The sequence below is a fragment of the Mycobacterium sp. GA-0227b genome (assembly GCF_001499855.1).
Taxonomy (GTDB): Bacteria; Actinomycetota; Actinomycetes; order Mycobacteriales; family Mycobacteriaceae; genus Mycobacterium.
Map to the genome: position 1 here is coordinate 90,434 of NZ_LQIK01000029.1, position 24,482 is coordinate 114,915.

Genomic DNA, 24,482 nt, shown 5'->3' on the forward strand with positions numbered 1-24,482 from the left:
AGTCGCACCGGCGCTCACCGCCGCTGCGGCTCCACAAATCGCTAGTAGCCGGGGTGGTTGACGTCGAGCCGGTGGCGCACGATCGTGCGCAGGACGGGCAGCACGTCGGCCGCTCGGCCGTCGAGTTCGCCGGCGCGAATCGCGGCAGCCAGCTGCGGCTCGTCGCGATAACCGATTCCGGCCAACGCGTCGGTGACTTCACCGGCCGAGGTGTCCAGTAGCTCGCGTTCGACGATGCGCAGCACATTGGCGGCCACCCGGGCGTGGAAGTTCACCTGCCCCGCGTCGGCGGACCCGCCGTCGGGCCTGGTGGCGTTGCGCACATCGTTGTCGAGGAAGCCGGCTACGGCGGCGACGAGCTCCGCCGCGGTCGGCCGGCCGTACAACCAGGTCACCTCGGACCACCTCCTTCGAGCAGATCCAGCACGTCCCATTCGGTTTCGCTCACCCGCCGGCCGATCGCGGCGAGTTCGACGGATTCGTTCTGCCCGGACAGGTGGCGTTCGGCCTGGAACCGGCAGATCACGCCCCAGCGCAGCGTGGCGACGGTGAGCCACCATCGGAACGCGTCCCGGTCGAGCGTCTCACCCGACGCGGATTCGTAGGCGCACAGGAAGGTTTCGACGCTGCCGAGCCCGCCGGCGCCGAGTTCCTCGGGTGCGCCGAAACGCCATGCCCGGATACAGAACCACGCCAGATCCTCGTACCGCTCGCCGAGATGGACCAGTTCCCAGTCGAGGACGGCCGCGAGGCCGGAATCGTCGACGATCAGGTTGCCCATCCGGAAGTCGCCGTGCACCAGCACCTGACGCGACGGCGGCGGCCGGTGGGCGGCCAGCCAGCGAAACGCCCACTCGAAAGTGGCGGTGGTATCGCCCATTTCGTCGAGCCGGTCTTGCCACTCGGCGAGCTGATCCGAGTCCGACAGCCCGGCGCCCTCGTGGTCGGCGCGGTGGATGGCGGCCAGCGCCCGCGCGCACTGGTGCAGCAGCCGCTCCCGGCCGGTGTCGTCGAGCGCGCGGTGGATTCGGCGGACGATCGTCTCGCCGCCGATGGCCTCGCAGATCAGGTACGGATTGCCCAGCGCGGCAGGGGAGTTGTCCGCGGCGAGGATGTGTGGCACCGGCGCCCCGGCCGCCGCGGCGCGCTGCTGCACGAGCGCCTCGAGCTCCATCGACGCGTGCACATCGTCGGGCGGGCCGGTGCGGAGGATCAACGCCCGCGCCGCATTCGACGTCACCGCGTCGAACGCCCACGTCGTCCGGCTCGCCCCGCCGGTGAGTGCCCGCAGGTTCTCGATCGCGACGTCGTCGCTCACCACCGGGCGCAGGACGGCCTCGAGCCGATCCTTCACTTGCGCCCGAACCCGAACAGCCGCTGCGCGACCCGCCGGATCTGAATCTCCTCCGCGCCTTCGGTGATCCGGTAACGGCGGTGGTGGCGGTAGATGTGCTCGAACGGCTCGTGGCGGCTGTAGCCCACCCCGCCGAACACCTGCATCGCCCGGTCGGCGGCCTCGCACACCAACCGGTTGGCGCGGTAGTTGGCCATCGACACCTTGTCCGAGACCTCCATGTGGTGGTTGCGGTCCAGCTCGGTGGCCGCGTAGTACACCAGCAGCCGGACCATCTGCGCCTCGGTCTGCAGTTCGACCAGCGGCCACTGAACGGCCTGGTTCACCGACAGCGGCTTGCCGAAGACGCTGCGCTCTCGCGCGTACGCGACCGCGCGGTCGATGCAGTACTGTGCCGCGCCGAGGCTGCTGGCGGCCTGGCGGATCCTGTTCTCGTGCAGGAAGGTCTGGCCGACCTCGAGCCCGCGGTCGATCTCGCCGAGCACCGCGTCTGCGGGCACCCGGACATCCTTCAGCTCCACCTCGCCGTGGTCGGTCGGCATGTTGAACGTCCACCAGTAGTACGGCACGGTGAAGCCCGGGGCGTCGGTGGGCACGAGGAACGCGGTGATGCCGCGGGCCTGCCCGGGTTCGCCTGAGGTGCGGGCGAAGACCAAGTCGTGGGTGGCGCGGTGCACGCCGGTGTTGAACCGCTTGGCGCCGTTGATGACCCAGTCGTCACCGTCGCGCACGGCGACGGTCTCCAGCCAGGTGGCGTCGGAACCGTGGTTGGGTTCTGTGAGACCGAAGGCCATCGACCGGTCACCGGTGATCAGCGCCTCGGTCCATTCGGCCTTCTGCGTGTCGGTGCCGAACCGGTCCATCATGATGACCTGCGGGAAGTTGCCGACGATCGACGACTCGTCCTGCAGATCGTTGTGCAGTCCGAGACCCTTGTGCGCCAAATGTTCCCGAATGACCGCCATGTCGATGTTGCTGCCGTCGCGGCCTCCGAATTGTGACGGCAGACCGTAGCGCAGCCACCCAGCCTTGTCTGCGCGTCGACGCATCTCGCCGAGCAGGTCCTCCCACTCCCGCCGCGGGATGCCGCCGTTGTCCCAGTCGGTGCGGGCGTGTTCGCGGCGCTTGTCGAAATACTGAATGTGGTCGCGTTCGAGCGGCTTGATCTCGGCCTCGATGAACGCGTCCATCTCGGCGAGCAGTTCGGGCAGATGGTCGGGCAGAGCGAAATCCACAGTGATTCCTTTCAGACTTTCGCCGAGCGCACGGCGTGTCTACTCGCGTTTTGCGTACACCAACCGTGCGCTCGGGGGCGGACTACCAGCCATACAACGTCTTCTTCCAGATCGTCGACAGCGTCACGACGGCGTCCTCGTCGGTGATCTCGAGCCCGAGCCCGGAGGTCCCGACGAAGACCGTGGTGAAATTCTCGAACAGCAGAGCGATCGCCGCCGCGGTGTGTTCGGGATTGAGTTCGGCCGCGTAGCCCTGCTCCTGCGCTCGGCGCACGGAGGCGGCGACGATGTCCATCCCGAAGCGGCGGAACTCGTTCTGCACGGCGGCGAATCGAGGTTGGGTAGCCGCGAGCTGCGCGACGGCGATCATGATGCCGATGTTCTGTTTGAACATGTTCCAGTAGCCGGTGACCACCGTGCGGAAGAACGCGTCGTCGTCCGGCGACCCCGGCAGCTCGAGGCTGGCTCCGGACGGCGCCACCATATCGTGCAGGAACGACTCCGCCAGCGCCGCCAGCAGATCCTCCTTGTCGGCGAAGTAGCGGTAGAACGCCGCCGGAGACTTACCGGCCGCCGAGGTGATGTCGCTGAGCGTCGTGCCGTGGAATCCGCGTTCGGCGAACAGCTTCCGCGCCGCTTGCTCGATCGCTTCCCGAGTCTGGCGGCCCTTGGCGCTGAGCGTCTCGGCGGGCAACTCAATCGCCCAGAATCCGGTCGCCCGCGCGTAGCAGTGAGCTGGGTAGGTCATGGCCGACGAGGCGCTGCGCCACAGCGGCCGCGTCGATCGCCGCGGCCAGGTCGACATCAACGTGAACACCGCTGTCGCGCAACAGGTATACGAGGTCTTCGGTGGCGATGTTGCCGCTCGCCCCCGGCGCAAACGGGCATCCGCCGAGGCCGCCCACCGAGGCGTCCAGCCGGGTGATGCCGGCGTTGACCGCGGCGTATGCGCTGGCCAACCCGGCGCCGCGGGTGTTGTGGAAGTGCGCGCCCAACGGGACGTCACCGATGAGCGGGCGCAGAGCCTCGACAGTCTCTGTGACCCGCCGCGGGGTGGTGGTGCCGATCGTGTCGGCGATCGCCAACCGGTCGACGTCGCTCGCCAGCGCGGTGGTGATCACGTCGACCACCCGCTGATGTGGCGTCGGCCCGTCGAACGGGCAGTCCCACGCGGTCGCGACGATCACCTCGACGGTGGCGCCGCTGTCGTGTGCGATCGCGGTGATCTCACCGATCAGCGCGGTGGACTCGGCCGAGGAGCGGCCCACGTTGGCGCGGCTGTGGCCGTCGGCGGCCGACACCACGTACTCGATCGACGACAATCCCGCCGCGATCGCACGTTTGGCGCCGTTCGGGCTGGCCACCAGCGCGGAGAAGTCGATGCCGTGGGAATCGCGGAACTGCTGCAGGTGCGACGCCAATTCGGCGGCGTCGGCCAGCGCCGGCACCTTCGAGGGCGAGACGAACGCCGTCGCCTCCATCTCGCGCACTCCGGTCGCGGCCACGGCGGCGAGCAGTTCGAGCTTGGCCGACAACGGAATCGGCTCCTCGATCTGCAGCCCGTCGCGCAGCGAGACGTCGCGGATATCGACATGATCGGGAATCACAGCACTCCCTTCGCCCGTAGCGCGTCGAATTCGGCGTCGCTTTTGCCCAGCAGGCCGCGGTAGATCTCGTCGTTGTGCTGCCCGGGCCGCGACGATCCGGCGAACCGGATGGTGCCCGGCGTTTCCGACAGTACCGGTACGACGCCGGGGCCCTTGACATTGCGGCCGATCCGCTCGTCGAAGTGGTCGGCGATCATCCCGCGCGAGGTGAACTGCGGGTCGGAGACGACTTCGGCGACAGTGTTGATCGGTCCGGCGATCACGCCTGCGGCGCTGAGCGTTTCGATGATCTCGGCGGGCTGGCGGTCGGCGGCCCAGTCGCCGATGATCTTGTCCAGCTCGTCCTGGTTACGGCCGCGGGCGACATGGTTGGCGAACCTGTCGTCGGTGGCCAGCTCCGGTCGACCCATCGCCTCGCACAACCGCCGGAAGACGGTGTCCTGGTTGGCCGCGATCACCACCCAACTGCCGTCGGCGCTGCGGTAGATGTTCGACGGCGCGATGCCCTCCAGCCGGGTGCCCGACGGGCCGCGCACCACACCGCCGACGTCGTAGTCCGGGATCGTGGACTCCTGCACGGCCAAACAGGATTCGGTCAGTGCCGCGTCGACGACCTGGCCCTCGCCGGTTACCGACCGTCGGTAGAGCGCAGCCAACGCGCCCTGGGCGGCGAACATGCCCGCCAGGCTGTCGCCCAGCGACAGCGCCAGCCGCGGCGGAGGGCCGCCGGGGAAGCCGTTCATGTGGCGCAGGCCGCTGGCCGCCTCGGCGACCGAGGCGTAGCCCGCCTTGTGGGCCTCGGGGCCGGTCTGCCCGTAGCCGGAGACGCGCACCAGGATGATGCCGCGGTTGTGTTCGCGCAGCACGTCATAGCCGAGGTTCCACTTCTCCAGCGTGCCGGGCCGGAAGTTCTCCACGATGATGTCGGATCGCTCGACCAGGTCGAGGAACAGCGCCCGGCCGGCATCCGTCCGCAGGTTCAGCGTCACCGCCTTCTTGTTGCGGGCGTGCACCGTCCAGAAGAAGTGGTGCCCGTCGAGTTCGGCCTGACCCCAGGTGCGCAGCGGGTCCGGTGCGCCGGGCGGCTCCACCTTGATCACCTCGGCGCCCATGTCGCCGAGCAGGCGCCCGGCGAACGGCCCGGAGATCAGCGTGCCGACCTCGATCACGCGGATGCCGTCCAGCGGACCGGAGACCGTCATAGCGAGAAGCCGTGCCTGTGCAGCCAGTCGGTGACCACGCCGACCGCGTGGCGCAGCTTGTCGCGCTGGTTGGCGCCGGCGTAGTAATGGTTCGCGCCCGGAATCTCGTGCATCTCCTTGTCATGATGCCCGATCGCTTCGAACAGCCGGCGGGTATGGCTCGGCGTGCAGGCGTCATCGGCGAGGTTGCCGATCACCAGCGTCGGCACCGCGATGTCCGGGCCGCATTGCACCGCGTCGCCGTTGGCGTCGTCGTAGCTCCATTGCGACAGCCAACTGCGCAGCGTGCAGAACCGGGCCAGCCCGACGGGACTGTTGTTCACCACTCGAGGATCGCCCAGATAGCAAGTTCCCGGGGCGCGTTCGTTGGGGTCGACGGTCGGATCCAGCCAACGCGGGTCGGCCATCGTGCCGTGCACGACGAACGCGAACTCGTCATCGGGTCGGCCCGCCGCCTTCAGTTCGGCCAATTTCTCCTTGACCCACTTGGTGATTCGGCGGTTGCGGTCGATCTGTGCCTGCCGGTAGCGGTCGAGGAACTCCGGGGAGTACGGCGGTTGGTTGGGGTTGTCCGGGTTGTAGAGGTCGAGTTCGGGATCCCGCTTCGACGGGTCGGACTCGTCGAGGATCGACGCGTCCAGCCACTCGGTCATCGTGCCGTGGCGGCTGACGTGGGCGGCCAGCAGCATCAGGCCGTCGGCGGGGATCAGGCCCAACTTGGTCAGGTCGGGGCCGTCGCCCGACGGGCTGGCCGTGATCGTCGGGTGTTGCGCCTGTTGCTGATAGAACACCGACAGCGAACCGCCGCCGCTCCACCCGGCCAGCACCACCTTCGAGTAGCCCAGCCGGTTCTTGGCGTCCTTGATGCATTCGCCGAGATCCTCGACCACCTTCTCCATCAGCAACGCGGAATCGGTCCCGCGGAAGCGGCTGTTGCAGTAGATGACGTGATGGCCTGCCCGCGCTAGGCCGTTCATCATCGGCAGGTACGCGCCGCCACCGATGGGGTGCATGAACACCAGCACGGTGTCTGATGTCGCCGCGGGGGCGGCTCCGGCGGCGGACGGCTCTGGGTCCTTCGGTCGAAGCAGGTGGCTTTCCAGCACCACCAACTCGGCCACCCCGCCGTACACGTCGCGCACACTCGAAGTGTTCTGATAGGCAACGAGATACGGGATACGGTCGTATTCGTAGCGCACCGGCGCCTCGGTCGTCTGCGTCATCTCAGTGCTGCCCTCGGTTCGATGTCGCTCCGAGATCGTTTGCCAATACCTCGGCCGACGGCGTCAGTCGCCGGGTGGTGTCGATCGAGATGACGTACCAACCGACGCGGTCCTGTTCGTCGAATTTGCGCCGCGCTCGCTCGCGGGCTTTCTCCGGCGCACCGTGGTGCACCCCCTGCGGGGCGTGGCTGACCAGTCCCGGCGGCATGGGAATACCGAACAGGTCGCCGCCGTGGAAGAACGAGACCTCGTCATAGTCGACGTTGCGGTGATACCACGGCGGACGCTCGGTGCCCGGCACGGTTTCGGCGGGCCGGGGCAGGAAGTTCATCACCGCCACGCCGGTCGCCTGCATGAACAGGTGCACGGTAGGCGGCAGGTGCACGCTCTCGCTGGCGATGACGTTGTAGTCGTCGATGTTGAAGGTGAACGGGAAGTTGTCGCCGCGCCACCCCTCGACGTCCATCGGATTGTGTTGGTAGAACAGCGATGTCGGTCCGCCCTCATGCACGAGGCGGACCTCGTACTCGCCATCGTGCTGCGGGCCGTCGCCGGTGTCGATCGGCGCCGGTTCGGGAACGGTGACCTGCGCGGGATCGAACGGAAAATGCCTGCCGAGCGGCCCGGGCGGCGGGACGCGGAATTCGTCGCCGGCCTCGATCATCACCAGGGTCGTCTCGCTGTCGGGGATCTGCCGCCACGTCGTCGCCTTCGGCACGTACACCCAGTCGCCCTCGCGGTAGCGCAACGGTCCGAACTCCGTCTCGAGCAGGCCCGCGCCCCGGTGGACGAACGACAGCAGGTCACCGTCGACGTGCCGGACGAAGAACGGCATCTGCTCGCTGCGCCGACTCAGCGAGATCCGGCAGTCCTGATTGCTGAAGAGCAGCAGCGGCGTGCCGCAGGCGTCGGTGGCGTCGCTCGGTTTCAGCTCGCTGGTCATCACGTCGACCGGGCGAAGCGGACCCGACGCGCGGTACGCCGTGGGGTCGTGGCGGCGGTAGATGTTCGCGGTGCGACCGACGAACCCGCCGCGGCCCAGTTCGTCGTCTTTCAGGCCGTCCAGGTCGGCGTGCAGCCGTTTGGGCGTGCGGCCTTTGCGCAGGTGAACAAACGATTCCATGATGTCTCCCGGTGCGGTCGAGGCCGAAGTAAAACTAACGTTACTTTTATCTCCAGCCGTCCGCAATAGCCATCCCTGCCGCGCGGAACAGCCGGTCGTAGATGTCGCGGATCGCGTCCTGCGTGCAGAGGTTGTCGTTCATGACGTGCCCGCCGGGGGCGGTGGCGCGCTTGATTGCTTCAGTCCGTCAGGTCGACGCGCACAGTGAGCAGATTCGTCCCGAAGGTGCGCACGCCGAAGCTGTTGAACTGCGGCAGCAGGCGCAGGCGCTCGTGCGGGTCGTCGTCGGGCAGCAGGTGCGCAACGCCGCTGTGCCAGCGCCCGTTCAGCCGCACCCGCACGTTCGGGTTCGCCTTGATGTTGCGGATGTACTGAGAACTGTCGCCGAACTCGGAGACGAACCAGAACTCGTTGCCCACCCGGCTCCCGCCCAGCGGTGTGCGACGCGGTTCGCCCGATTTGCGTCCCGTCGTTTCGAGCAGCGTCTGGAACGGCATCATTTTCGTGAACCGGTTCGCGACGTTCTTCTGGAACAGTTTCGTGATCCGGTCGCGTAGCTCTTCGGCCATGATTCCCCCTTGGTCACACCATCGCGGTCCGCGACACCTTGATACCCAACTTCAGTGCTCCGGCGAGTTCCCGGCTGGTGTCGTAGTCGAAGACGACATGGCCGGCCAACACGTCGACGTCGCGCTTGATCCGCTGAAGCGGGTTGTCGACGAAGTGGACGCTGGCCCCCGACGCCTCGAGCAACAGCCCGATGACCTCGCGTGACTCGTGCACGATGTGTGCCGCCGCCAGACGCGCCGCGCCCCGCACCGGTCGCGGTACCGAATCGCCCGCCGCGACAATGGTTTCGAGCTCACCGACCGTGTCGGCCAGCAAGCCGCGCAATGCCCGCAGCCGCACCTCGGCCTCGCCGAGGCGGGCCTGGGCGATCGGCTTGTCCTTCTGGGGGATGCCCTCGTACGCCAGGACGCGCTCCGAGAGGCGTTCGGCGTAAACCTGCGTGACGCGTTCGGCGCTGCCCAGCGCCGGCATGGCCGCCAGCAGCGCCAGCGCGGGCACCATCGGCCAGCGATACGTGTCGTCGTCGTGCAGGGCGGCACCGGGTGCGGTGCCGGTGTAGATGTCGGCGACCCGCATAAGGCGGTGCTCGGGGACGAAGGCGTCGGTGATCACCACGTCGTTCGAACCGGTGGCCCGCATGCCGTCGGTGTGCCAGACGTCGTCGATGACGGCGTCCTCGATCGGCAGCAGCGCAAGCGCGGGGTAGATCGCGGCAAGGTCGTCCTCGGGGCCGCACAGCGCGCCGACGATGATCCAGTTCCCGTGCATGACGCCGGTGGCCCACGACCACCGGCCCGTGAGCCTGATCCCGCCGTCGACGGGCACCCCTCGGCCCGTCGGGGCCAGGGGAGCGGGCGCGAGAAAAGGTCGGCTTGCGAAGGCCTCCTCCTGGGCCCGCTCGTCGAACAGCGCCAGCATCCAGTTGTGCAGGATGTAGAAGCCGATGGTCCACGCGCTGGACGCACAGCCGTGCGCCATCCGACGGACCGGATCGAGGATCGCCGGAAGCGGCGCCTGCCGGCCGCCGTAGCGCGCCGGCACCAGCAGATCGGTGAGGCCCGACGCGACGAGCTCGTCGACCGTCGCCGACGGCAGCATGCGCAGTCGTTCGGCCTCCGGGGCCCGGTCGGCGAGGCGGCCGACGAACTCGGCGTCGATCAGAGCGGTGGCCGAGGCGGCTGTCATACGGCGGACGTTACCATACTTTTTTGTATGGATCGGGGTCAGCCGGTGAGCATGATGTCCAGGAAGCGTTCCCGACGCGCCGCGACCTTCGCGCTGACCGTCGAAACGGACAGGTGCAGGAAGCCGATGCCCGCCGCGAACGTCGCGTTGGCGCGCAAGTCGGCCTCCTCGACGTCGAACCCGTGATCGATGAACGCCTGTCGCACGGCCTCGAGCACTCGCGTATCCGACGCGCGCACGCCCGCGGCCACGTCGGCGTCGGTTCGGGCCCACTCCCGCATCGCGCGTTCCAGCGTCCAATGCCTGGCGTCGACCAAGGCCGACATCATTTGCGACAACCGCTGTCGCGGCGGCAGGTCGGTCAGCGTGGCGAAATGTCGGCGATCGTCGTCGCGCAACTCGCCCCACGCCCGGATCAGCGCGGCCCGGTAGCCGGCCATATCGGTGAAGTGCCAGTAAAAGCTGCCTTTGGTGGCCCCGACGCGCGAGCACAGCGACTCCAGCTTGAGCGCCTTGATCCCTTCCTCGGCGAGGATCGCATAGCCGGCCTGGATCCAATCCTCGGCCGACAGTCGCGGCGTGCGGGCCGTTGCCATGACCGGCAGCCTACGGGCATCCTGCGGGCCGCCGAACCTCGAAACGGACGCCTGGCGGACGGCTCCGTCAATAGCGGATCGCGCCCACAAAGCGGCGCGCGGCACCCCCTTGGCTTTCTTCAGTGCTGATCATCATGTTTTACTGCACACGCGACAACTGAAATTTTCTCGGTCCGTTCGGCGGCCCCGGGCTCAGCCGAGCGGGCATGACAGCGCAGTGAAACAGTTGCTGCGTGTCGATGGCGATCGCTCGATCGCGGACGGAAGAGCCTCGTAAGCGGCAACCGGAAGATGGATGGAATTGCAGAATGAGCTTGATTGACAAGATTCGTGGCCCGTGGGCGCGGCGCTTCGCGGTGGCTGCCATCGCGGCGGCCCTGCTGCCCGGCGTGGTGAGCCTGACCGGCCAGTCAGCCACCGCTGGGGCGTTCTCCCGGCCCGGCCTGCCGGTCGAGTACCTGATGGTGCCGTCGCCGTCGATGGGCCGCGACATCAAGGTGCAGTTCCAGAAGGGCACCGGCTCCAAGGCCGTGTACCTGCTCGACGGCCTGCGCGCCCGTGAGGACTTCAACGGCTGGGACCTCGAAACCCAGGCGTTCGAGTGGTTCTACGAGACGCCGCTGTCGCTGGTTCTGCCCGTGGGCGGGCAGTCCAGCTTCTACTCCGACTGGTATGCGCCCGCCTGCGGCAAGGCCGGATGCCAGACCTACAAGTGGGAAACGTTCCTGACCAGCGAGCTGCCGCAGTGGCTCTCCGCCAACAGGGGCGTGTCCACCACCGGCAACGCCGCGGTGGGCCTGTCGATGTCCGGCAACTCCGCAATCATCCTGTCGGTTTACCACCCCGACCAGTTCATCTACGCCGGGGCGCTGTCGGCCTTCCTCAACCCCTCTGAGGGCCAGTGGCCGTTCCTCATCAACATGGCGATGGGCGACGCCGGCGGTTTCAAGGCCAACGACATGTGGGGCAGGACCGAAGACCCGAACAGCGCGTGGAAGCGCAACGATCCGATGGTCCAGATCCCGCAGATCGTGGCGAACGGCACCCGGCTCTGGGTGTACTGCGGTAACGGCACGCCGAACGAACTCGGCGGCGCGAACCTGCCCGCCGAGTTCCTCGAGGGCCTGACGATCCGCACGAACATCACGTTCCGGGACAACTACATCGCCGCGGGCGGCAACAACGGAGTGTTCAACTTCCCGCCGTACGGCACGCACAGCTGGGGGTACTGGGGTGCGCAGTTGCAGGAGATGAAGCCCGACCTGATCTCGCACCTGGGCTCGTAGGCACGTCGCAAGGTCCCCGGACACCCCGAACGCCAGGGGTGGCCGGGGACTTTTGCATTCCCCGGCTCGCGCGTGGGCCCAGGTGAACAATGAGGCAGATGAGCGCAGTCAACGCCTTGGTCGCACACCAGGACGCCGAGGGCGAGATCACTCTCGGCCACGAAATCGTCGACGATAGGTACCTACCCGAGGGAGACGTGACGATCTCGGTCGAGTACTCGGGCGTCAACTACAAGGACGCGCTGGCTGTCACACCGAAAGGCGGTGTCGCCCGGTCGTATCCGTTGATCCCGGGTATCGACGTGGCCGGCACCGTCGCGGCGTCCTCGTCGCCGGAATTCGCGGTCGGGGACCGGGTGTTCGCGCACGGCTACGACATCGGGACCGGCAGGCACGGCGGCTACGCCGACACCGCCCGGTACCCGGCCGATTACCTGGTCAAGATCGACGGGCTGACGACGGCCGACGCCGCCGCGATCGGAACTGCCGGCTTCACGGCGGCTATGAGCGTCAACGCCATCCGCGCTCACGGCGTACGCCCACAGGACGGGCCGGTACTGGTCACCGGGGGTACCGGCGGCGTCGGCAGCACCAGCGTCGACCTGTTGGCCGGCCTCGGCTACGAGGTGGTCGCCTCGACCGGCAAGGAGGAGGCGCACGACTATCTCATGGGCCTCGGCGCCACCGAGGTGATCGGACGCTTACCCGAGGCGGGGGAGAAGGTCCGTCCGCTCGGCAAGTCCAAGTGGGCGGCGGTCTTGGACAGCGTCGGCGGCGACACCCTCGCGTACGCATTGAGCACACTGAATTACGGTGGGATCGCGGCGATTTCGGGGCTGGCCCGATCTGCCGATCTGCCGACGACGGTCATGCCGTTCATCCTGCGCGGCATAACGCTGGCGGGCATCGACTCGGTGCAGCTCGCGATCGAGCTCCGCCGCGAGATTTGGAAGCAGCTCGAAGGCGAGCTCAAACCCAAGCACCTCGCCGATATCACGACCGACATCTCGGTGCTCGAGACGCCGCACACTTTGCGCGCCATCATCGGCGGCGGCGTCATCGGCCGCACCCGTGTGGTGGTGCACGACGGGTTCTGACGCGCTACGTCCTAGCGCCGCCATACGTCGTAGCGCCGCCATACGTCCTAGCTCCGCCATCGTTTGTGAATCTGGCGACGTTTTTCGGCGATTTACGTCGTCAGATTCACAAACGATGGTGCGGCGGTGGCGGGAGTGCGGTGGCGGCGCTGCGGCGGTGGCGGCGGTGCGGCGGTGGCGGCGGCGGCGCCCAGTCCTACTTCAACTCCGCCGACGACAATCCGAGCAGGCGGCGCGCCACCACCAGCAGCTGGATCTGCTGGGTGCCCTCGAAGATGTCGAGGATCTTGCTGTCGCGGGCCCACTTCTCGAGCAGGGTGACTTCGGAATAGCCGACGGTGCCCGCCAATTCGACCGCCTTGAGCGTGATGTCGCTGGCCACCCGGCCGGCCTTCGCCTTGCCCATCGACGCTTCCTTGGAGTTCGGGATGTCGTTGTCGGCCTGCCACGCCGAGCGCACCATCAGCAGATACGCTGCCTCCCAATCGGATTCCATCCGCAGGAACTCCGCGGCCGGTGCGCTCTGCGCGTGCGACGGCTTGTCGTAGGAGATCTCGATGCCCGCCTCGGTGAGGATCTTGCGGAGTTCCTCGAGCGCGGCGCGGGCGATACCGACGGCCATCGCGGCGACCACGGGACGAGTGTTGTCGAAGGTCTCCATGACCCCGGCAAAACCCTTGTCCACGTGGATCTCCGGACTGCCGAGCAGGTTCTCCTTGGGAATCCGCACATGGTCGAACCGGATCACCGCGGTGTCGGAAGCCTTGATGCCCAGCTTGTCCTCGAGACGCTCGACGGTGACGCCCGGGTGTTCGCGCGGCACGATGAACGACTTGATCGCTGCTCGCCCCAGGGACTTGTCGAGTGTCGCCCAGACCACGATGTGAGTGGCCCGGGAGCCGGCGGTGACGAAGATCTTCTCGCCGTTGATGACGTACTCGTCGCCGTCGAGCTTGGCCGTGGTCGACACGGCCGCCGAGTCGGACCCGAAGTCGGGTTCGGTGATCGCCATCGCGGCCCAGACGTCTTTGCCGAGCCGCTCCAGTTGCTCTTTGGTGGCGACGCTGGAGATCGCGGCGTTGCCCAACCCCTGCCGAGGCACCGACAACATCAACGCGACGTCGCCCCAGCTGATCTCCATCACGTTGAGCACCGCGGACATGTTGGCGCCGTTGTGGTTGACGTCTTTGGGTTCGTCGCCGCCCGCGAAGGCCTCGGCGCCGGCAAACGCGAAAGCCTTTGCCTCCGAGATCCCTTCGAACAGCGTGGCCAGGGTCTCGAGCTCCACCGGGTACTCGTGCTCGCGCAGGTCCCACTTGCGGGATATCGGTCGCAGCATCTCCGCGGCGCCCTGATGCGCCTTCTCGATGACCGCCTCGAGTTTGCGCGGTAGTTCCAAATTGATTGCCATGATTCGTCTTTCGCTTGTAAGGCCTAGATAACGACGACGCCCTCGGCGATACCGATCGCGCGCAGATCGCGGTACCAGCGTTCGACGGGGTGTTCCTTGGTGTAGCCGTGGCCGCCGAGCAGTTGCACACCGTCGAGGCCGATCTGCATGCCTTTGTCGGTGCCGAGCCGTTTGGCCAGCGCCGCTTCGCGGGTGAACGGCAGCCCCTGGTCCGCGCGCGAAGCCCCGCGCCAGGTAATCAACCGCAGGCCGTCGAATTCGATCGCCATGTTGGCGCACATGAACGCCACCGCCTGACGGTGCGCGATCGGCTCGCCGAAAGCGCGCCGTTCCTTCACGTATGGCACGACATAGTCGAGCACCGCGTGCGAGGTGCCGACGGCCAGTGCCGCCCAGCCCAGCCGCGAGAGCGCGACCGCCTCCGAGTAATCCTCATCGGTGGCGCCCGCTTCGCCCAGTCGCGCCGACAGCGGCACGGTCACACCGTCGAGCGTGACCTGACCGATCGCCGCCGCGCGGATGCCCATGCCGGGATCGGGTGTGACGCTCAACCCTTTTGACGACGACTCGACGATGAAGAGCGCCGGCTTACCGTTGAGTTGCGCTGCGACGATGAACAATTCAGCGTTCGCGGCGGCCGGTACCAGGGACTTGACCCCGTCGATGCGGTAGCCGCTGGGAGTGCGCACGGCCGTCGTCTTCAACGCCGTCGGATCGAACAGCGGGCGCGGTTCGGCGATCGCCACACAGGACTGCGGCACGTTCTCGCCCGCGAACTCCTTCAGATATGTGGCTTGCTGATCGGCGCTGCCCCAATGTGTCAGCGCCGACGCGACCCCCGCGGGGGCCAGGATCGGCAGCGCCAGTCCCATGTCGCCGTAGGCCAGCGCCTCGGCGACCAGCACGTTGGTCACCGCCGCCCGGTGCGCCGCGATACCTTCGAAGTCCTCGGGCACGTTGATCGCGGTGATACCGAGTTCGGAAGCCTTGGCGACCAGATCCTCGGGGTAGTCGGCGGTTTCGTCGGCTTGATGCGCGGCCGGACGGATGGCCTCCTCGGCGAACTCGCTGACCGTGTCGACGATCATCTTCTGCTCGTCGTCGGGGGTCAGGTCGAAGTAGTCCGAGCCGCTCTTTTTCAGCCGCGTCGGACCCGCCTGGCTGCCCGAGACGCGCTTGAATTGGCGGCTGGCGGCGCCGGCGACCGAGAACACCTGCTTGACGCCATACTTCAGCCCGCGGTTGAGGGGATCGCGCAGGTTGTAGCGATCCAAAAACTCCTGGCCGACCAGCGGCGTGACCAGAGCCAGCCCCAGGTCGGTCGCGCTGCGCTTGTGCCGCTTCAGCCCGACTGCGCTTTCTTTACCGCTTCGCTTCGGTTTCGATCCGTTTTTCGACGGCAGGGTGTTGGTCATTTCGACTGCCTCGCTTTGGGTTGGGACGTCCGAACTCGTCGAACTGACTCCAGAGTAAGGTATGCGAACTGACCGGCGAGTAAGTTGTTGTGCAATTCACACGGTGCTGCGGATCTACAGGCGATCCAGCACAGTGTCGTGCAACAGACCGTTGGTCGCCACCGCGCTGCCGCCGTGCGGGCCGGGCTCGCCCGCGAGGTTGGTGAACCGGCCGCCGGCCTCGCGCACCAGGACGTCGAGCGGTGCCAGGTCCCACGTCGACACCTCGGGTTCCACCGCGATGTCGACGGCGCCCTCGGCGACGAGGCAGTAGTTGTAGAAGTCGCCGTAACCGCGCACCCGCCACACGTCGTCGGTCAATGCGATGAACCGGTCCCGGATGCCGCGCTCGGCCCAACCGGAGAGGCTGGAGAACGTCAGGCTCGCGGACCCCAGATCGTCGACCTTCGAAACGCTCAGCCGTCGCTCCGGCTGCCCGGTCACTCGGGAAAACGCGCCCTGCCCTGCCAGCGCCCACCAACGTCGCTGCAGCGCGGGCGCGCTCACGACGCCCAGCATCGGCACGCCGTCCTGCAGCAGCGCGATCAGCGTGGCCCATACCGGCACTCCGCGGACGAAGTTCTTGGTCCCGTCGATGGGGTCGACGACCCACTGCCTGCCGACGAACTGAGCGGCGCCGCCGAACTCCTCGCCGAACACGGAATCGTCCGGGCGGGCCTGGCTCAGCCGCCGGCGGATCATCGATTCGACTTCGAGGTCGGCGTCGGTGGCAGGCGTCAGATCCGGTTTGGTTTCGACGACGAGGTCCACCGCGCCGAAGCGGGCGATGGTCTGCGCATCCGCTTCGTCTGCCAACGCCAGTGCCAGCGTCAGATCCTCGGGACTCATGCCTGCCGTCCTACCATGTCGGTGTGTGGGAATTCGCGGTGATACTGCTGCTGGTCGGTGCACTGGTGCTGCTGGCCCGACCGCTGCTGATGCGGCGCCGCGGCGCTCCACCCGACTGGCCGTCGGGGCAACTGCTGGTGACCGGGGTCAGCCCGCGGCCCACGGACGTCACCGGACCGCAGTACGCGACGATCACCGGCGTCATCAACGGTCCGACGGTCAACGAACATGTGGTGTACCAGCGGCTCGAGGTCGACGTCGACGACTGGCCGACGATGGGCCAGCTGTTCCCCGTGGTCTACTCGCCGAAGAACCCGGACAACTGGCGATTCGCGTCGCCCGAAACCCCGCCACCGGCCCCGCCGCCCACGCCCTATTCCTGAGATTGCGTCGAGGGTCGTTGACCGTCGAGGGGTGTTGACCTACGCCGCCTTCGTCGTCAGCCGTGCCCGATCCGCAGCATCTCCGCCACGCTCGTCAACTTCACCCGTGGCCTGCCGTGCGGTTCTCCTGCTGACCGCTCGTACTCGTCGATCAGCTTCCAATGGTCATCGGTGACGACCTTCGGTTGCCGCTCGACCAGCCACTCCGCCAGCCGCTGGGAATGCTCGGCGTCGAAGTCGGACAACTGCGCCCCGGACAGATCCTCGATCAGCGTGTCGACGGTCTCCTGCGAGTCGCTCTTGTTGCTGCCGATGACACCGGTCGGACCACGCTTGATCCAGCCGACGACGTACTCGTTGCGGCTGCCGTCGATACGGCCTCTGGTGTGCGGGATCGTGCCGTTGCGCTCGTTGAACGGAAGCCCCGGCGTCGGTACGCCTCGATACCCGACGGCGCGAACCACGAGCTGGGCGGGCACCTCCTCGCGCTCACCGGTGTCCTTGGCGACGATGCGGCCGTTGTCGTCGACCAGCTCGTTGCGGCCCAACACGATGGATTCCACGCGGCCGTCGCCCTTGATCTCGATCGGGGACGTGCGGAACCGGAACACGATGCGACGCTTCGCGTTCTTCGGCGTCTGTTCGGCGTAACCCCGCAACACCTTGATGTTGTTGCGCACGGTCTTGCCTGCCGCTTCGAGGTCCTCGTCGGTGATGTCGGCGAAGTCCGCCGGATCGACGATCACGTCTACGTCGCCGAGGCCTTCGAGCTGGCCGAGCTCCCGCAGTTCAAGCGTGGTGAACGGCGCCTGCAGCGGGCCGCGCCTGCCGATGACGAGCACTTCCTCCACGCCTCGGTCGTGCAGTGATCGCAGCGCGTGGTCGGCGATGTCCGTCGCAGCCAGCACATCGGGGTCGGTGACCAGAATTCGCGCGACGTCGAGCGCCACGTTGCCGTTGCCGATCACGACGGCCCGACCGCTCGAGATGTCCGGCGTGATCTCCTCGAAGTGGGGATGGGCGTTGTACCAGCCGACGAAGTCCACGGCGGCGACGCTGCCCGGCAGGTCCTCGCCGGGGATGCCCAGTGACCGGTCGGACTGCGCGCCGACGGCGTAGACCACCGCGTCGTAGCGCTCGGCCAGTTCCGCGGCCTGCACGTGCTCACCGACCGCGATGTTGCCGAAGAACCTGAACCGCGGGTCCATCGCGGTCTTGTCGAACTGGGCGCTGATCGACTTGATCTTGGGGTGGTCGGGGGCAACGCCGGAGCGCACCAGCCCCCACGGGGTGGGCAACATCTCCAGCATGTCGACGCGTACGTCTCTTTTCCGGTCGGTGTCGTCGGTAGAGTCGGCGAACTTCAACAACGACGCCGCGGCAAAGTAACCCGAGGGTCCTGAGCCGACGATCGCCACGTGATATGGGCGCATGAATACCTTTGTCCGAGCTTTCTGTCGCTGCCCGGCCTCGCGCAGAGGGGCTGTCGCGCTGGACCGGGCTGGTTACCCACCCGATGCTAGAACGCTCGATCGGTTCCGTGCCGCCAGTCGTGAGAACCGGCGCCAAACTGCTGACGGGTAACCTGAACTCCCGTGGATCCTGACCGCCAAGCCGACCTCGCCGCCCTCGACTCCACCCTGACCACGGTGGAGCGGGTGCTCGATGTCGAGGGCCTTCGCGGTCGCATCGAAAAGCTCGAGCACGAAGCCTCCGATCCGAACCTGTGGGACGACCAGACGCGCGCGCAGAAGGTCACCAGCGAGCTGTCGCACACCCAGGGTGAGTTGCGGCGTGTCGAAGATCTGCGCCAGCGCCTCGACGATCTGCCGGTGATGTACGAGCTGGCCGCCGAGGACGGCAGCGCCGATGAACTCGCGGAAGCCGATGCCGAGCTCAAGAAGCTGCGCGAGGACATCCAGGCGATGGAGGTCCGCACCCTGCTCTCCGGCGAGTACGACGAGCGGGAGGCCGTCGTCACCATCCGGTCCGGCGCCGGCGGAGTGGACGCCGCGGACTGGGCCGAAATGCTGATGCGCATGTACATCCGATGGGCCGAGAAGCACGACTATCCCGTCGAGGTGTTCGACACCTCCTACGCCGAGGAAGCCGGCATCAAGAGCGCGACGTTCGCGGTGCACGCGCCGTTCGCCTACGGCACGCTGTCGGTCGAGCAGGGCACCCACCGGCTGGTGCGCATCAGCCCGTTCGACAACCAGAGCCGCAGGCAGACGTCGTTTGCAGACGTCGAGGTGCTGCCAGTGGTGGACACCACCGACCACATCGAAATACCGGAAAGCGATGTGCGCGTTGATGTGTACCGATCCAGCGGTCCAGGCGGCCAGTCGGTCAACACCACCGACTCGGCGGTCCGCCTCACCCATATCCCGACCGGTATCGTGGTGACCTGCCAGAACGAGAAGTCGCAGTTGCAGAACAAGGTGTCGGCCATGCGGGTTTTGCAGGCAAAGCTGTTGGAGCGCAAGCGTTCAGAGGAACGCGCCGAGATGGATGCGCTCAAGGGCGACGGCGGCAGCTCGTGGGGCAACCAGATGCGCTCCTACGTGTTGCACCCCTACCAGATGGTCAAGGATCTGCGGACCGAGTTCGAGGTCGGCAACCCGGCAGGGGTCCTGGATGGCGACATCGACGGATTCCTCGAAGCCGGGATCCGTTGGCGCAAGAGCCAAAATGACGTTTAGCCCGAGATGAACAGCGTCGTACTCGCAGTCAACTTCGCCGACGGCTGGCACGGTTTCTGGACCGGCAACATCGGTGTGTGGATCCTCGACCGGGGCGTGCGGATCGCGCTGCTTCTGATCGGCGGCGTGCTGGCCGCCCGGTTCATCAACTGGGCCGCGGTCAGGATCGTGCGCCGACTCGACGCCGAGTACATGGGCAGCGATCAACTGGTGCGTTCGGAGAGCACCAAGCATCGCCAGGCCGTCGCCTCGGTGATCTCATGGGTGTCGGTGGCGCTGCTGTTCGTCATCGTGCTCATCGAGATCACCGACATACTCGCCGTCCCGGTTGGTTCGCTCGTCGCCCCGGCCGCCGTCTTGGGCGCCGCGCTGGGCTTCGGTGCGCAGCGCCTGGTGCAGGATCTGCTCGCCGGGTTCTTCATCATCACCGAAAAGCAGTACGGTTTCGGCGATCTCGTCGCGCTGACCGTCACCGGTGTGACCGTTCCGGCCGAGGGCACCGTCGAGGACGTCACGCTGCGCGTCACCAAGCTGCGGTCGAGCGAGGGCGAGATGATGACGATCCCCAACGGTCAGATCGTCAAGTCGGTGAACCTGTCGAAGGACTGGGCGCGCGCCGTCATCGACATCCCTGTGCCGACGTCGGCCGACCTCAACGAGGTCAACGATCTGTTGCACGGGGTCGCCGAGAACGCGTACGAGGATCCGGGGCTGCGCGATCTGCTGCTCGACGCCCCGCAGTTGATGGGCGTGGAGAGCATCGAACTCGACACCGTCAACCTGCGGATGGTGGCCCGGACCCTGCCCGGTAAGCAGTTCGAGGTCGGCCGGCGGCTTCGGGTGCTCGTGATCCGCGCGTTGCGCCGCGGCGGAATCGTCTCACCCGGCGACGGACAGACCCCGATGGTCGCCGCTATTCCGCACCCCGCGGCGGTCGCGGGCGGATCAGGCGAAGAGACCAGGGGAGCGCCGGAGCAGAAGCAATGACGAGTTGGTTTAAGGCCCGTTTCGGCCGGATGCGCGTGTCGACGATCGTGCTCATCGTCGCGTTCGCCGGGCTGTTCTGGGTCAACCAGTCGTTCGAGCCGCCACCATCCCAAGCGCCCACCCAAGCTCCCGCGGTGGTCCCGCCGGGCTTCGTGCCGGACCCGAACTACACGTGGGTGCCGCGCACCAACGTGCGACGGACCACGGAACCGTCGTACACGACCACGACGGCCCCGACTACGACCACCACGACCACGACGAGCCCGACCGAGTCCACGACGACCAGTCCGACGCCGACGACGACGGTGCAGGACCCGGACGGCATCGGCCCGCGCGCCCCGACCACCGAGACGGTCACACCGGAAACGACGACCGAGGCGCCACCACTGATGCCACCGCAACCGCAACTGCTGCCGCAGGGAGCGACCACAACTCCGCCCAGCTAGGGCATTGCCGTCGCCCGGCTACACTGGCGACCCGTGATGATCACCCTCAACAACGTGACGAAGCAGTACAAGTCGTCCGCGCGCCCGGCGCTCGACAACGTCTCGGTCAAAATCGACAAGGGTGAGTTCGTCTTCCTCATCGGCCCGTCGGGTTCGGGCAAGTCGACGTTCATGCGCCTACTGCTGGCCGAGGAGAGCCCCACACACGGGGACATCCAGGTGTCGAAGTTCCATGTCAACAAGCTGCCGGGCCGCCACATCCCCAGCCTGCGCCAGGTGATCGGCTGCGTATTCCAGGACTTCCGGCTGCTGCAGCAGAAGTCCGTCTTCGAGAACGTTGCGTTCGCGCTCGAGGTCATCGGCAAGCGCGGCGACGTCATCAATCGCGTGGTCCCCGATGTGCTGGAGATGGTCGGCCTGTCGGGCAAGGCGAACCGGCTGCCCGCGGAGCTGTCCGGCGGCGAACAGCAGCGCGTCGCGATCGCCCGGGCCTTCGTCAACCGGCCCCTGGTGCTGCTCGCCGACGAGCCCACCGGCAACCTGGACCCTGAAACCAGCAAGGACATCATGGATCTGCTCGAGCGGATCAACCGCACCGGAACCACGGTGTTGATGGCCACCCATGACCACCACATCGTCGACTCAATGCGCCAGCGGGTCGTCGAACTCGAACTCGGCCGGCTGATTCGCGACGAGCAGCGCGGCGTCTACGGAATGGATCGCTAGTGCGCTTCGGCTTCCTCATCAACGAGGTCCTCACGGGTTTTCGTCGCAACGTCACCATGACCGTGGCGATGATCCTGACGACCGCGATCTCGATCGGCCTGTTCGGCGGCGGCCTGCTCGTCGTCCGGCTCGCCGACCAGTCCCGCAACATCTACCTGGACCGCGTGGAAAGCCAGGTCTTCCTCACCGACGATGTCTCGGCCAACGATCCGTCATGCGACGCCGACCCGTGCAAGGCGCTGCGTCAGCAGATCGAGGACCGCGACGATGTGCGCTCGGTCCGTTTTCTGAACCGCGACGAGGCCTACGAAGATGCGATCAAGAAGTTCCCGCAGTACAAGGACGTGGCGGGGCGCGAGGCGTTTCCGGCGTCGTTCATCGTCAAGCTCGAGAATCCCGAGCAGCACAAGGAATTCGACGAGGCGATGGTGGGCCAACCCGGCGTGCTCAACGTGCTCAACCAGAAGGACCTGATCGACCGGTTGTTCGCGGTGCTCGACGGGATCAGCAGTGCCGCGTTCGCGGTGGCGTTGGTGCAGGCCATCGGCGCGGTCCTGTTGATAGCCAACATGGTTCAAGTCGCGGCGTACACCAGGCGCACCGAGATCGGCATCATGCGACTGGTCGGCGCCAGCCGCTGGTACACCCAGTTGCCGTTCCTGGTCGAGGCGATGCTGGCCGCGTTGATCGGCGTGGTCATCGCGATCGTCGGGCTGATTTTGGTGCGGGCGCTGTTCCTGGAGAACGCGCTGAACCAGTTCTATCAGGCGAACCTGATCGCCAAGGTCGACTACGCCGACGTGCTGTACTTCAGCGCCCCGCTGATGCTGTTCCTGGGTCTGGCGATGTCCGGAATCACCGCCTACGTCACACTTCGGCTCTACATCCGAAGGTAGCCATGCCAAAACAGGGCGGCAAGAAAGCGGACCCCACCAAGTCCGGCAACAACAAGATCGTCGCGTCGAATCGCAAGGCTCGACACAACTATTCGATCCTGGAGACCTTCGAGGCGGGCATCCAATTGGTCGGCACCGAGGTGAAGAGCCTGCGCGACGGGCAGGCCTCGCTGGCCGACGCGTTCGCCACCGTCGACGACGGCGAGGTGTGGCTCCGCAACGTGCACATTCCCGAATATCACCACGGCACCTGGACGAACCACGCGCCGCGGCGCAACCGGAAGCTGTTGTTGCACCGCAAACAGATCGATCAGCTCATCGGTCGTATCAGGGACGGCAACCTCACCCTGGTGCCGCTGTCGCTGTATTTCTCCGAGGGCAAGGTCAAGGTGGAATTGGCGTTGGCCCGCGGTAAAGAGGCCCGCGACAAGCGCCAGGACCTGGCGCGCCGCGACGCGCAGCGTGAGATCACCCGCGAGCTGGGTCGCCGCGCCAAGGGTATGACCTGACCTTCCGCCCTTCACCGCGAGCGACCGTGTCTGTACATCGACACGCCGCGAAAATGCGTACAAACGCGGTCGCTCGCCGCTGGTGAGCGTTACGTTCAGGCGCGTGAGCAGCCCTTCGCGACCGGTGACCCATCTCGACAAAGCCGAAGTGTTGGCCGCACTCTTCGCGCAGTGGGACGCCATCGACGACGTGGTCGCCGGCTTGTCCGACGCGCAGTGGCAGGCGCCGACAGCGCTGCCGGGGTGGTCGGTACGCGACGTCGTCGCGCACGTGATCGGGACCGAGTCGATGGTGCAGGGCGTGGCCGCGCCTGAGGCCGATATCGACGTGTCGACGCTCGAGCACGTCCGCAACGAGATCGGCGTGATGAACGAACGGTGGGTGCGCAAGCTGCGCAACCTTCCCGCCGACGAACTACTGCAGACGTATCGAACGATCACCGCTGAGCGCCGCGATGCGTTGACGGCGATGGGCGAGGCCGACTGGAACGACGTCACCGCGACGCCGGCGGGTCCGGACACCTACGGGCGGTTCATGCGGGTGAGGATCTTCGACTGCTGGATGCACGAACACGACATCCGGGACGCGATCGGTCGACCCGTGGCGAACCCGACCGGCGCGCCGGCCGAGCTCGCGCTCGACGAGATGGCGGCCAGCATGGGGTTCGTGGTCGGCAAGCTGGGCCGGGCTCCGGACGGATCGCGGGTTTCGATCGTGCTGACCGGCCCGCTGGGCAGGACCATCAACGTCGCGGTCGACGGCCGGGGCAGGGTCGTGGAGGACTTCGGCGAGGCCGATCCAACGGCGACGATCACCCTCGATGCCTTACTGTTCGCCCGCCTGGCCGGTGGACGGACCACGCTGGCTCGACATGCCGATGCGATCGCCTACGCGGGCGACGAGGACACCGGCAGGCGTGTTGTCGAGCACCTCAACTACGTGATCTGACCAGCGACGATGGGCCGAAACGGGCATAAATCCTTGGCATCGGCTGTTGAGTCTGGCGTACGATGGATTGTCCTGCCGAAGGTCGGCGGGGATGCGAGGGGCTGAACGGTTTCGACTTCGCGCATCGAATCAAGGGAAGCGTGCCGGTGCAGGCAAGAGACCACCGTAAGCGTCGTTGCAACCAATTAAGCGCCGATTCCAATCAGCGCGACTACGCTCTCGCTGCCTAAGCGACAGCTGGTCCGTCAGACCGGGGACTCCCTCGACCCGGATCCTGGCGTCATCTAGAGGGATCAACCGGTGAGTCCGGTCGCGGGACTCATCGGGACACCAAACAGCGACTGGGATCGTCATCCTGACTTGTTCGCGCGATCAGGAGATCCGAGTAGAGGCATAGCGAACTGCGCACGGAGAAGTCTTGAGGGAATGCCGTAGGACCCGGGTTCGATTCCCGGCAGCTCCACTTTTGAAGTACAGATAACTTCATACGGAGAACCTCCTTGCCGACGCGACAAAGTGTCATACCCGTGGAGTACCACGGGATGCGCAGTCGGCAAGGAGGTTTCTTCATGCGGATAGTTGCGGTGCAGAGGAGCACACATCCGCGCGAAGTGCTGCGCGGTCCCGACGATTTGGCGTCACTTTGTGGTCGTCGGTTGTGCAGACGCTCGACCGCCACGACATCCCGGACG

Annotated in this window: 25 protein-coding genes and 1 other RNA gene; 11 read left to right on the forward strand and 15 right to left on the reverse strand. The window is 66.8% G+C overall.

Going from position 1 to position 24,482, the window contains the following annotated elements; all coding sequences use genetic code 11:
• Nucleotides 1–41: 41 nt before the first annotated feature.
• The 11 genes from AU185_RS16280 to AU185_RS16330 form a co-directional block, all read right to left on the reverse strand.
• On the reverse strand, nt 42–434 hold the full coding sequence (locus AU185_RS16280; RefSeq protein WP_059101049.1) for a DUF6285 domain-containing protein: 393 nt from the start codon (nt 432–434) through the stop codon (nt 42–44).
• Complete coding sequence (locus AU185_RS16285; RefSeq protein WP_059101048.1) at nt 392–1,354, reverse strand: phosphotransferase family protein; 963 nt, start codon at nt 1,352–1,354, stop codon at nt 392–394. Before AU185_RS16285 ends, AU185_RS16280 begins: the two co-directional genes overlap by 43 nt.
• Nucleotides 1,351–2,589, reverse strand: a complete 1,239-nt coding sequence (locus AU185_RS16290; RefSeq protein ID WP_059101047.1) for an acyl-CoA dehydrogenase family protein — start codon at nt 2,587–2,589, stop codon at nt 1,351–1,353. The genes AU185_RS16285 and AU185_RS16290 overlap by 4 nt, the downstream gene beginning before the upstream one ends.
• An 82-nt stretch (nt 2,590–2,671) precedes the next feature.
• Nucleotides 2,672–3,283, reverse strand: coding sequence for a TetR/AcrR family transcriptional regulator (locus AU185_RS16295; RefSeq protein WP_172800333.1), 612 nt, complete (start codon nt 3,281–3,283; stop codon nt 2,672–2,674).
• 1 nt (nt 3,284) lies between these two features.
• A complete protein-coding gene (locus tag AU185_RS16300) occupies nt 3,285–4,196 on the reverse strand; it encodes a hydroxymethylglutaryl-CoA lyase (RefSeq protein WP_156425548.1) in 912 nt (303 codons plus the stop codon).
• A complete protein-coding gene (locus AU185_RS16305; RefSeq protein ID WP_059101044.1) occupies nt 4,193–5,398 on the reverse strand; it encodes a CaiB/BaiF CoA transferase family protein in 1,206 nt (401 codons plus the stop codon). Before AU185_RS16305 ends, AU185_RS16300 begins: the two co-directional genes overlap by 4 nt.
• Nucleotides 5,395–6,621: an alpha/beta hydrolase family protein gene (locus AU185_RS16310; protein WP_059101043.1), complete on the reverse strand. Its 1,227-nt coding sequence runs from the start codon at nt 6,619–6,621 to the stop codon at nt 5,395–5,397. The genes AU185_RS16305 and AU185_RS16310 overlap by 4 nt, the downstream gene beginning before the upstream one ends.
• Before the next feature lies 1 nt (nt 6,622).
• A complete protein-coding gene (locus AU185_RS16315; protein ID WP_059101042.1) occupies nt 6,623–7,744 on the reverse strand; it encodes a homogentisate 1,2-dioxygenase in 1,122 nt (373 codons plus the stop codon).
• A gap of 179 nt (nt 7,745–7,923) precedes the next feature.
• Nucleotides 7,924–8,313 (reverse strand): nitroreductase/quinone reductase family protein, encoded by a 390-nt coding sequence (locus AU185_RS16320; protein ID WP_059101041.1) that lies wholly within the window; start codon nt 8,311–8,313, stop codon nt 7,924–7,926.
• 13 nt (nt 8,314–8,326) lie between these two features.
• On the reverse strand, nt 8,327–9,499 hold the full coding sequence (locus tag AU185_RS16325; RefSeq protein WP_059101040.1) for an acyl-CoA dehydrogenase family protein: 1,173 nt from the start codon (nt 9,497–9,499) through the stop codon (nt 8,327–8,329).
• A gap of 38 nt (nt 9,500–9,537) precedes the next feature.
• Nucleotides 9,538–10,095, reverse strand: coding sequence for a TetR/AcrR family transcriptional regulator (locus AU185_RS16330; RefSeq protein ID WP_059101039.1), 558 nt, complete (start codon nt 10,093–10,095; stop codon nt 9,538–9,540).
• 308 nt (nt 10,096–10,403) lie between these two features.
• Here AU185_RS16330 and AU185_RS16335 point away from each other — a divergent pair, with 308 nt between their 5' ends.
• Entirely contained in the window at nt 10,404–11,381 is a 978-nt protein-coding gene (locus tag AU185_RS16335) for an esterase family protein (RefSeq protein WP_059101038.1), read from the forward strand.
• 98 nt (nt 11,382–11,479) lie between these two features.
• A complete protein-coding gene (locus tag AU185_RS16340) occupies nt 11,480–12,478 on the forward strand; it encodes an acrylyl-CoA reductase family protein (RefSeq protein WP_059101037.1) in 999 nt (332 codons plus the stop codon).
• A gap of 196 nt (nt 12,479–12,674) precedes the next feature.
• On the opposite strand, the gene AU185_RS16345 is transcribed toward AU185_RS16340, so the two are convergent.
• The 3 genes from AU185_RS16345 to hisN form a co-directional block, all read right to left on the reverse strand.
• Nucleotides 12,675–13,889, reverse strand: coding sequence for an acyl-CoA dehydrogenase family protein (locus AU185_RS16345; RefSeq protein WP_059101036.1), 1,215 nt, complete (start codon nt 13,887–13,889; stop codon nt 12,675–12,677).
• Nucleotides 13,890–13,912: 23 nt separating this feature from the next.
• Nucleotides 13,913–15,304: an acyl-CoA dehydrogenase family protein gene (locus AU185_RS16350; protein ID WP_059101035.1), complete on the reverse strand. Its 1,392-nt coding sequence runs from the start codon at nt 15,302–15,304 to the stop codon at nt 13,913–13,915.
• Between the two features lie 114 nt (nt 15,305–15,418).
• A complete protein-coding gene (gene hisN / locus AU185_RS16355) occupies nt 15,419–16,192 on the reverse strand; it encodes a histidinol-phosphatase (RefSeq protein ID WP_059101034.1) in 774 nt (257 codons plus the stop codon).
• Nucleotides 16,193–16,215: 23 nt separating this feature from the next.
• Between hisN and AU185_RS16360 the strand changes: the two genes are divergently transcribed.
• Nucleotides 16,216–16,575: a hypothetical protein gene (locus AU185_RS16360; protein WP_059101033.1), complete on the forward strand. Its 360-nt coding sequence runs from the start codon at nt 16,216–16,218 to the stop codon at nt 16,573–16,575.
• A 56-nt stretch (nt 16,576–16,631) separates the two neighbouring features.
• Here the strand turns inward: AU185_RS16360 and AU185_RS16365 are convergent, their stop codons facing one another.
• Nucleotides 16,632–18,008: an FAD-dependent oxidoreductase gene (locus tag AU185_RS16365; protein ID WP_059101032.1), complete on the reverse strand. Its 1,377-nt coding sequence runs from the start codon at nt 18,006–18,008 to the stop codon at nt 16,632–16,634.
• A gap of 162 nt (nt 18,009–18,170) precedes the next feature.
• Between AU185_RS16365 and prfB the strand changes: the two genes are divergently transcribed.
• The 8 genes from prfB to ssrA all read left to right on the forward strand — a co-directional run bounded on the left by prfB (nt 18,171) and on the right by ssrA (nt 24,256).
• Nucleotides 18,171–19,277 carry a peptide chain release factor 2 gene (gene prfB, locus AU185_RS16370; RefSeq protein ID WP_059101031.1) on the forward strand — a complete coding sequence of 369 codons (1,107 nt, stop codon included), beginning with the start codon at nt 18,171–18,173 and terminating at the stop codon, nt 19,275–19,277.
• A gap of 6 nt (nt 19,278–19,283) precedes the next feature.
• Nucleotides 19,284–20,264 (forward strand): mechanosensitive ion channel family protein, encoded by a 981-nt coding sequence (locus tag AU185_RS16375; RefSeq protein WP_059101030.1) that lies wholly within the window; start codon nt 19,284–19,286, stop codon nt 20,262–20,264.
• Nucleotides 20,261–20,710: an Rv3103c family proline-rich protein gene (locus tag AU185_RS25365; RefSeq protein ID WP_059101029.1), complete on the forward strand. Its 450-nt coding sequence runs from the start codon at nt 20,261–20,263 to the stop codon at nt 20,708–20,710. Before AU185_RS16375 ends, AU185_RS25365 begins: the two co-directional genes overlap by 4 nt.
• 36 nt (nt 20,711–20,746) lie before the next feature.
• Nucleotides 20,747–21,436: a cell division ATP-binding protein FtsE gene (gene ftsE / locus AU185_RS16385; RefSeq protein WP_059101153.1), complete on the forward strand. Its 690-nt coding sequence runs from the start codon at nt 20,747–20,749 to the stop codon at nt 21,434–21,436.
• Nucleotides 21,436–22,332, forward strand: coding sequence for a permease-like cell division protein FtsX (gene ftsX, locus AU185_RS16390; RefSeq protein WP_059101028.1), 897 nt, complete (start codon nt 21,436–21,438; stop codon nt 22,330–22,332). The genes ftsE and ftsX overlap by 1 nt, the downstream gene beginning before the upstream one ends.
• A gap of 2 nt (nt 22,333–22,334) precedes the next feature.
• The gene (smpB, locus tag AU185_RS16395; protein WP_059101027.1) at nt 22,335–22,841 is read left to right on the forward strand and encodes an SsrA-binding protein SmpB; all 507 of its coding nucleotides are present in this window, start codon (nt 22,335–22,337) and stop codon (nt 22,839–22,841) included.
• 103 nt (nt 22,842–22,944) lie between these two features.
• A complete protein-coding gene (locus tag AU185_RS16400; RefSeq protein WP_059101026.1) occupies nt 22,945–23,790 on the forward strand; it encodes a maleylpyruvate isomerase family mycothiol-dependent enzyme in 846 nt (281 codons plus the stop codon).
• 97 nt (nt 23,791–23,887) lie between these two features.
• Nucleotides 23,888–24,256: a transfer-messenger RNA gene (gene ssrA, locus AU185_RS24780) on the forward strand.
• The last annotated feature ends 226 nt before the right edge of the window (nt 24,257–24,482 follow it).

What these genes read in the sequence shown, in the direction of transcription:
- AU185_RS16280 (WP_059101049.1), bottom strand. Translation starts at nt 434, where the DNA reads ATGGGACGTGCTGGATCTGCTCGAAGGAGGTGGTCCGAGGTGACCTGG.
- AU185_RS16305 (WP_059101044.1), bottom strand. Translation starts at nt 5,398, where the DNA reads ATGACGGTCTCCGGTCCGCTGGACGGCATCCGCGTGATCGAGGTCGGC.
- AU185_RS16310 (WP_059101043.1), bottom strand. Translation starts at nt 6,621, where the DNA reads ATGACGCAGACGACCGAGGCGCCGGTGCGCTACGAATACGACCGTATC.
- AU185_RS16315 (WP_059101042.1), bottom strand. Translation starts at nt 7,744, where the DNA reads ATGGAATCGTTTGTTCACCTGCGCAAAGGCCGCACGCCCAAACGGCTG.
- AU185_RS16320 (WP_059101041.1), bottom strand. Translation starts at nt 8,313, where the DNA reads ATGGCCGAAGAGCTACGCGACCGGATCACGAAACTGTTCCAGAAGAAC.
- AU185_RS16325 (WP_059101040.1), bottom strand. Translation starts at nt 9,499, where the DNA reads ATGACAGCCGCCTCGGCCACCGCTCTGATCGACGCCGAGTTCGTCGGC.
- AU185_RS16330 (WP_059101039.1), bottom strand. Translation starts at nt 10,095, where the DNA reads ATGGCAACGGCCCGCACGCCGCGACTGTCGGCCGAGGATTGGATCCAG.
- AU185_RS16335 (WP_059101038.1), top strand. Translation starts at nt 10,404, where the DNA reads ATGAGCTTGATTGACAAGATTCGTGGCCCGTGGGCGCGGCGCTTCGCG.
- AU185_RS16340 (WP_059101037.1), top strand. Translation starts at nt 11,480, where the DNA reads ATGAGCGCAGTCAACGCCTTGGTCGCACACCAGGACGCCGAGGGCGAG.
- AU185_RS16345 (WP_059101036.1), bottom strand. Translation starts at nt 13,889, where the DNA reads ATGGCAATCAATTTGGAACTACCGCGCAAACTCGAGGCGGTCATCGAG.
- AU185_RS16350 (WP_059101035.1), bottom strand. Translation starts at nt 15,304, where the DNA reads ATGACCAACACCCTGCCGTCGAAAAACGGATCGAAACCGAAGCGAAGC.
- hisN (WP_059101034.1), bottom strand. Translation starts at nt 16,192, where the DNA reads ATGAGTCCCGAGGATCTGACGCTGGCACTGGCGTTGGCAGACGAAGCG.
- AU185_RS16365 (WP_059101032.1), bottom strand. Translation starts at nt 18,008, where the DNA reads ATGCGCCCATATCACGTGGCGATCGTCGGCTCAGGACCCTCGGGTTAC.
- AU185_RS16375 (WP_059101030.1), top strand. Translation starts at nt 19,284, where the DNA reads ATGAACAGCGTCGTACTCGCAGTCAACTTCGCCGACGGCTGGCACGGT.
- AU185_RS25365 (WP_059101029.1), top strand. Translation starts at nt 20,261, where the DNA reads ATGACGAGTTGGTTTAAGGCCCGTTTCGGCCGGATGCGCGTGTCGACG.
- ftsE (WP_059101153.1), top strand. Translation starts at nt 20,747, where the DNA reads ATGATCACCCTCAACAACGTGACGAAGCAGTACAAGTCGTCCGCGCGC.
- smpB (WP_059101027.1), top strand. Translation starts at nt 22,335, where the DNA reads ATGCCAAAACAGGGCGGCAAGAAAGCGGACCCCACCAAGTCCGGCAAC.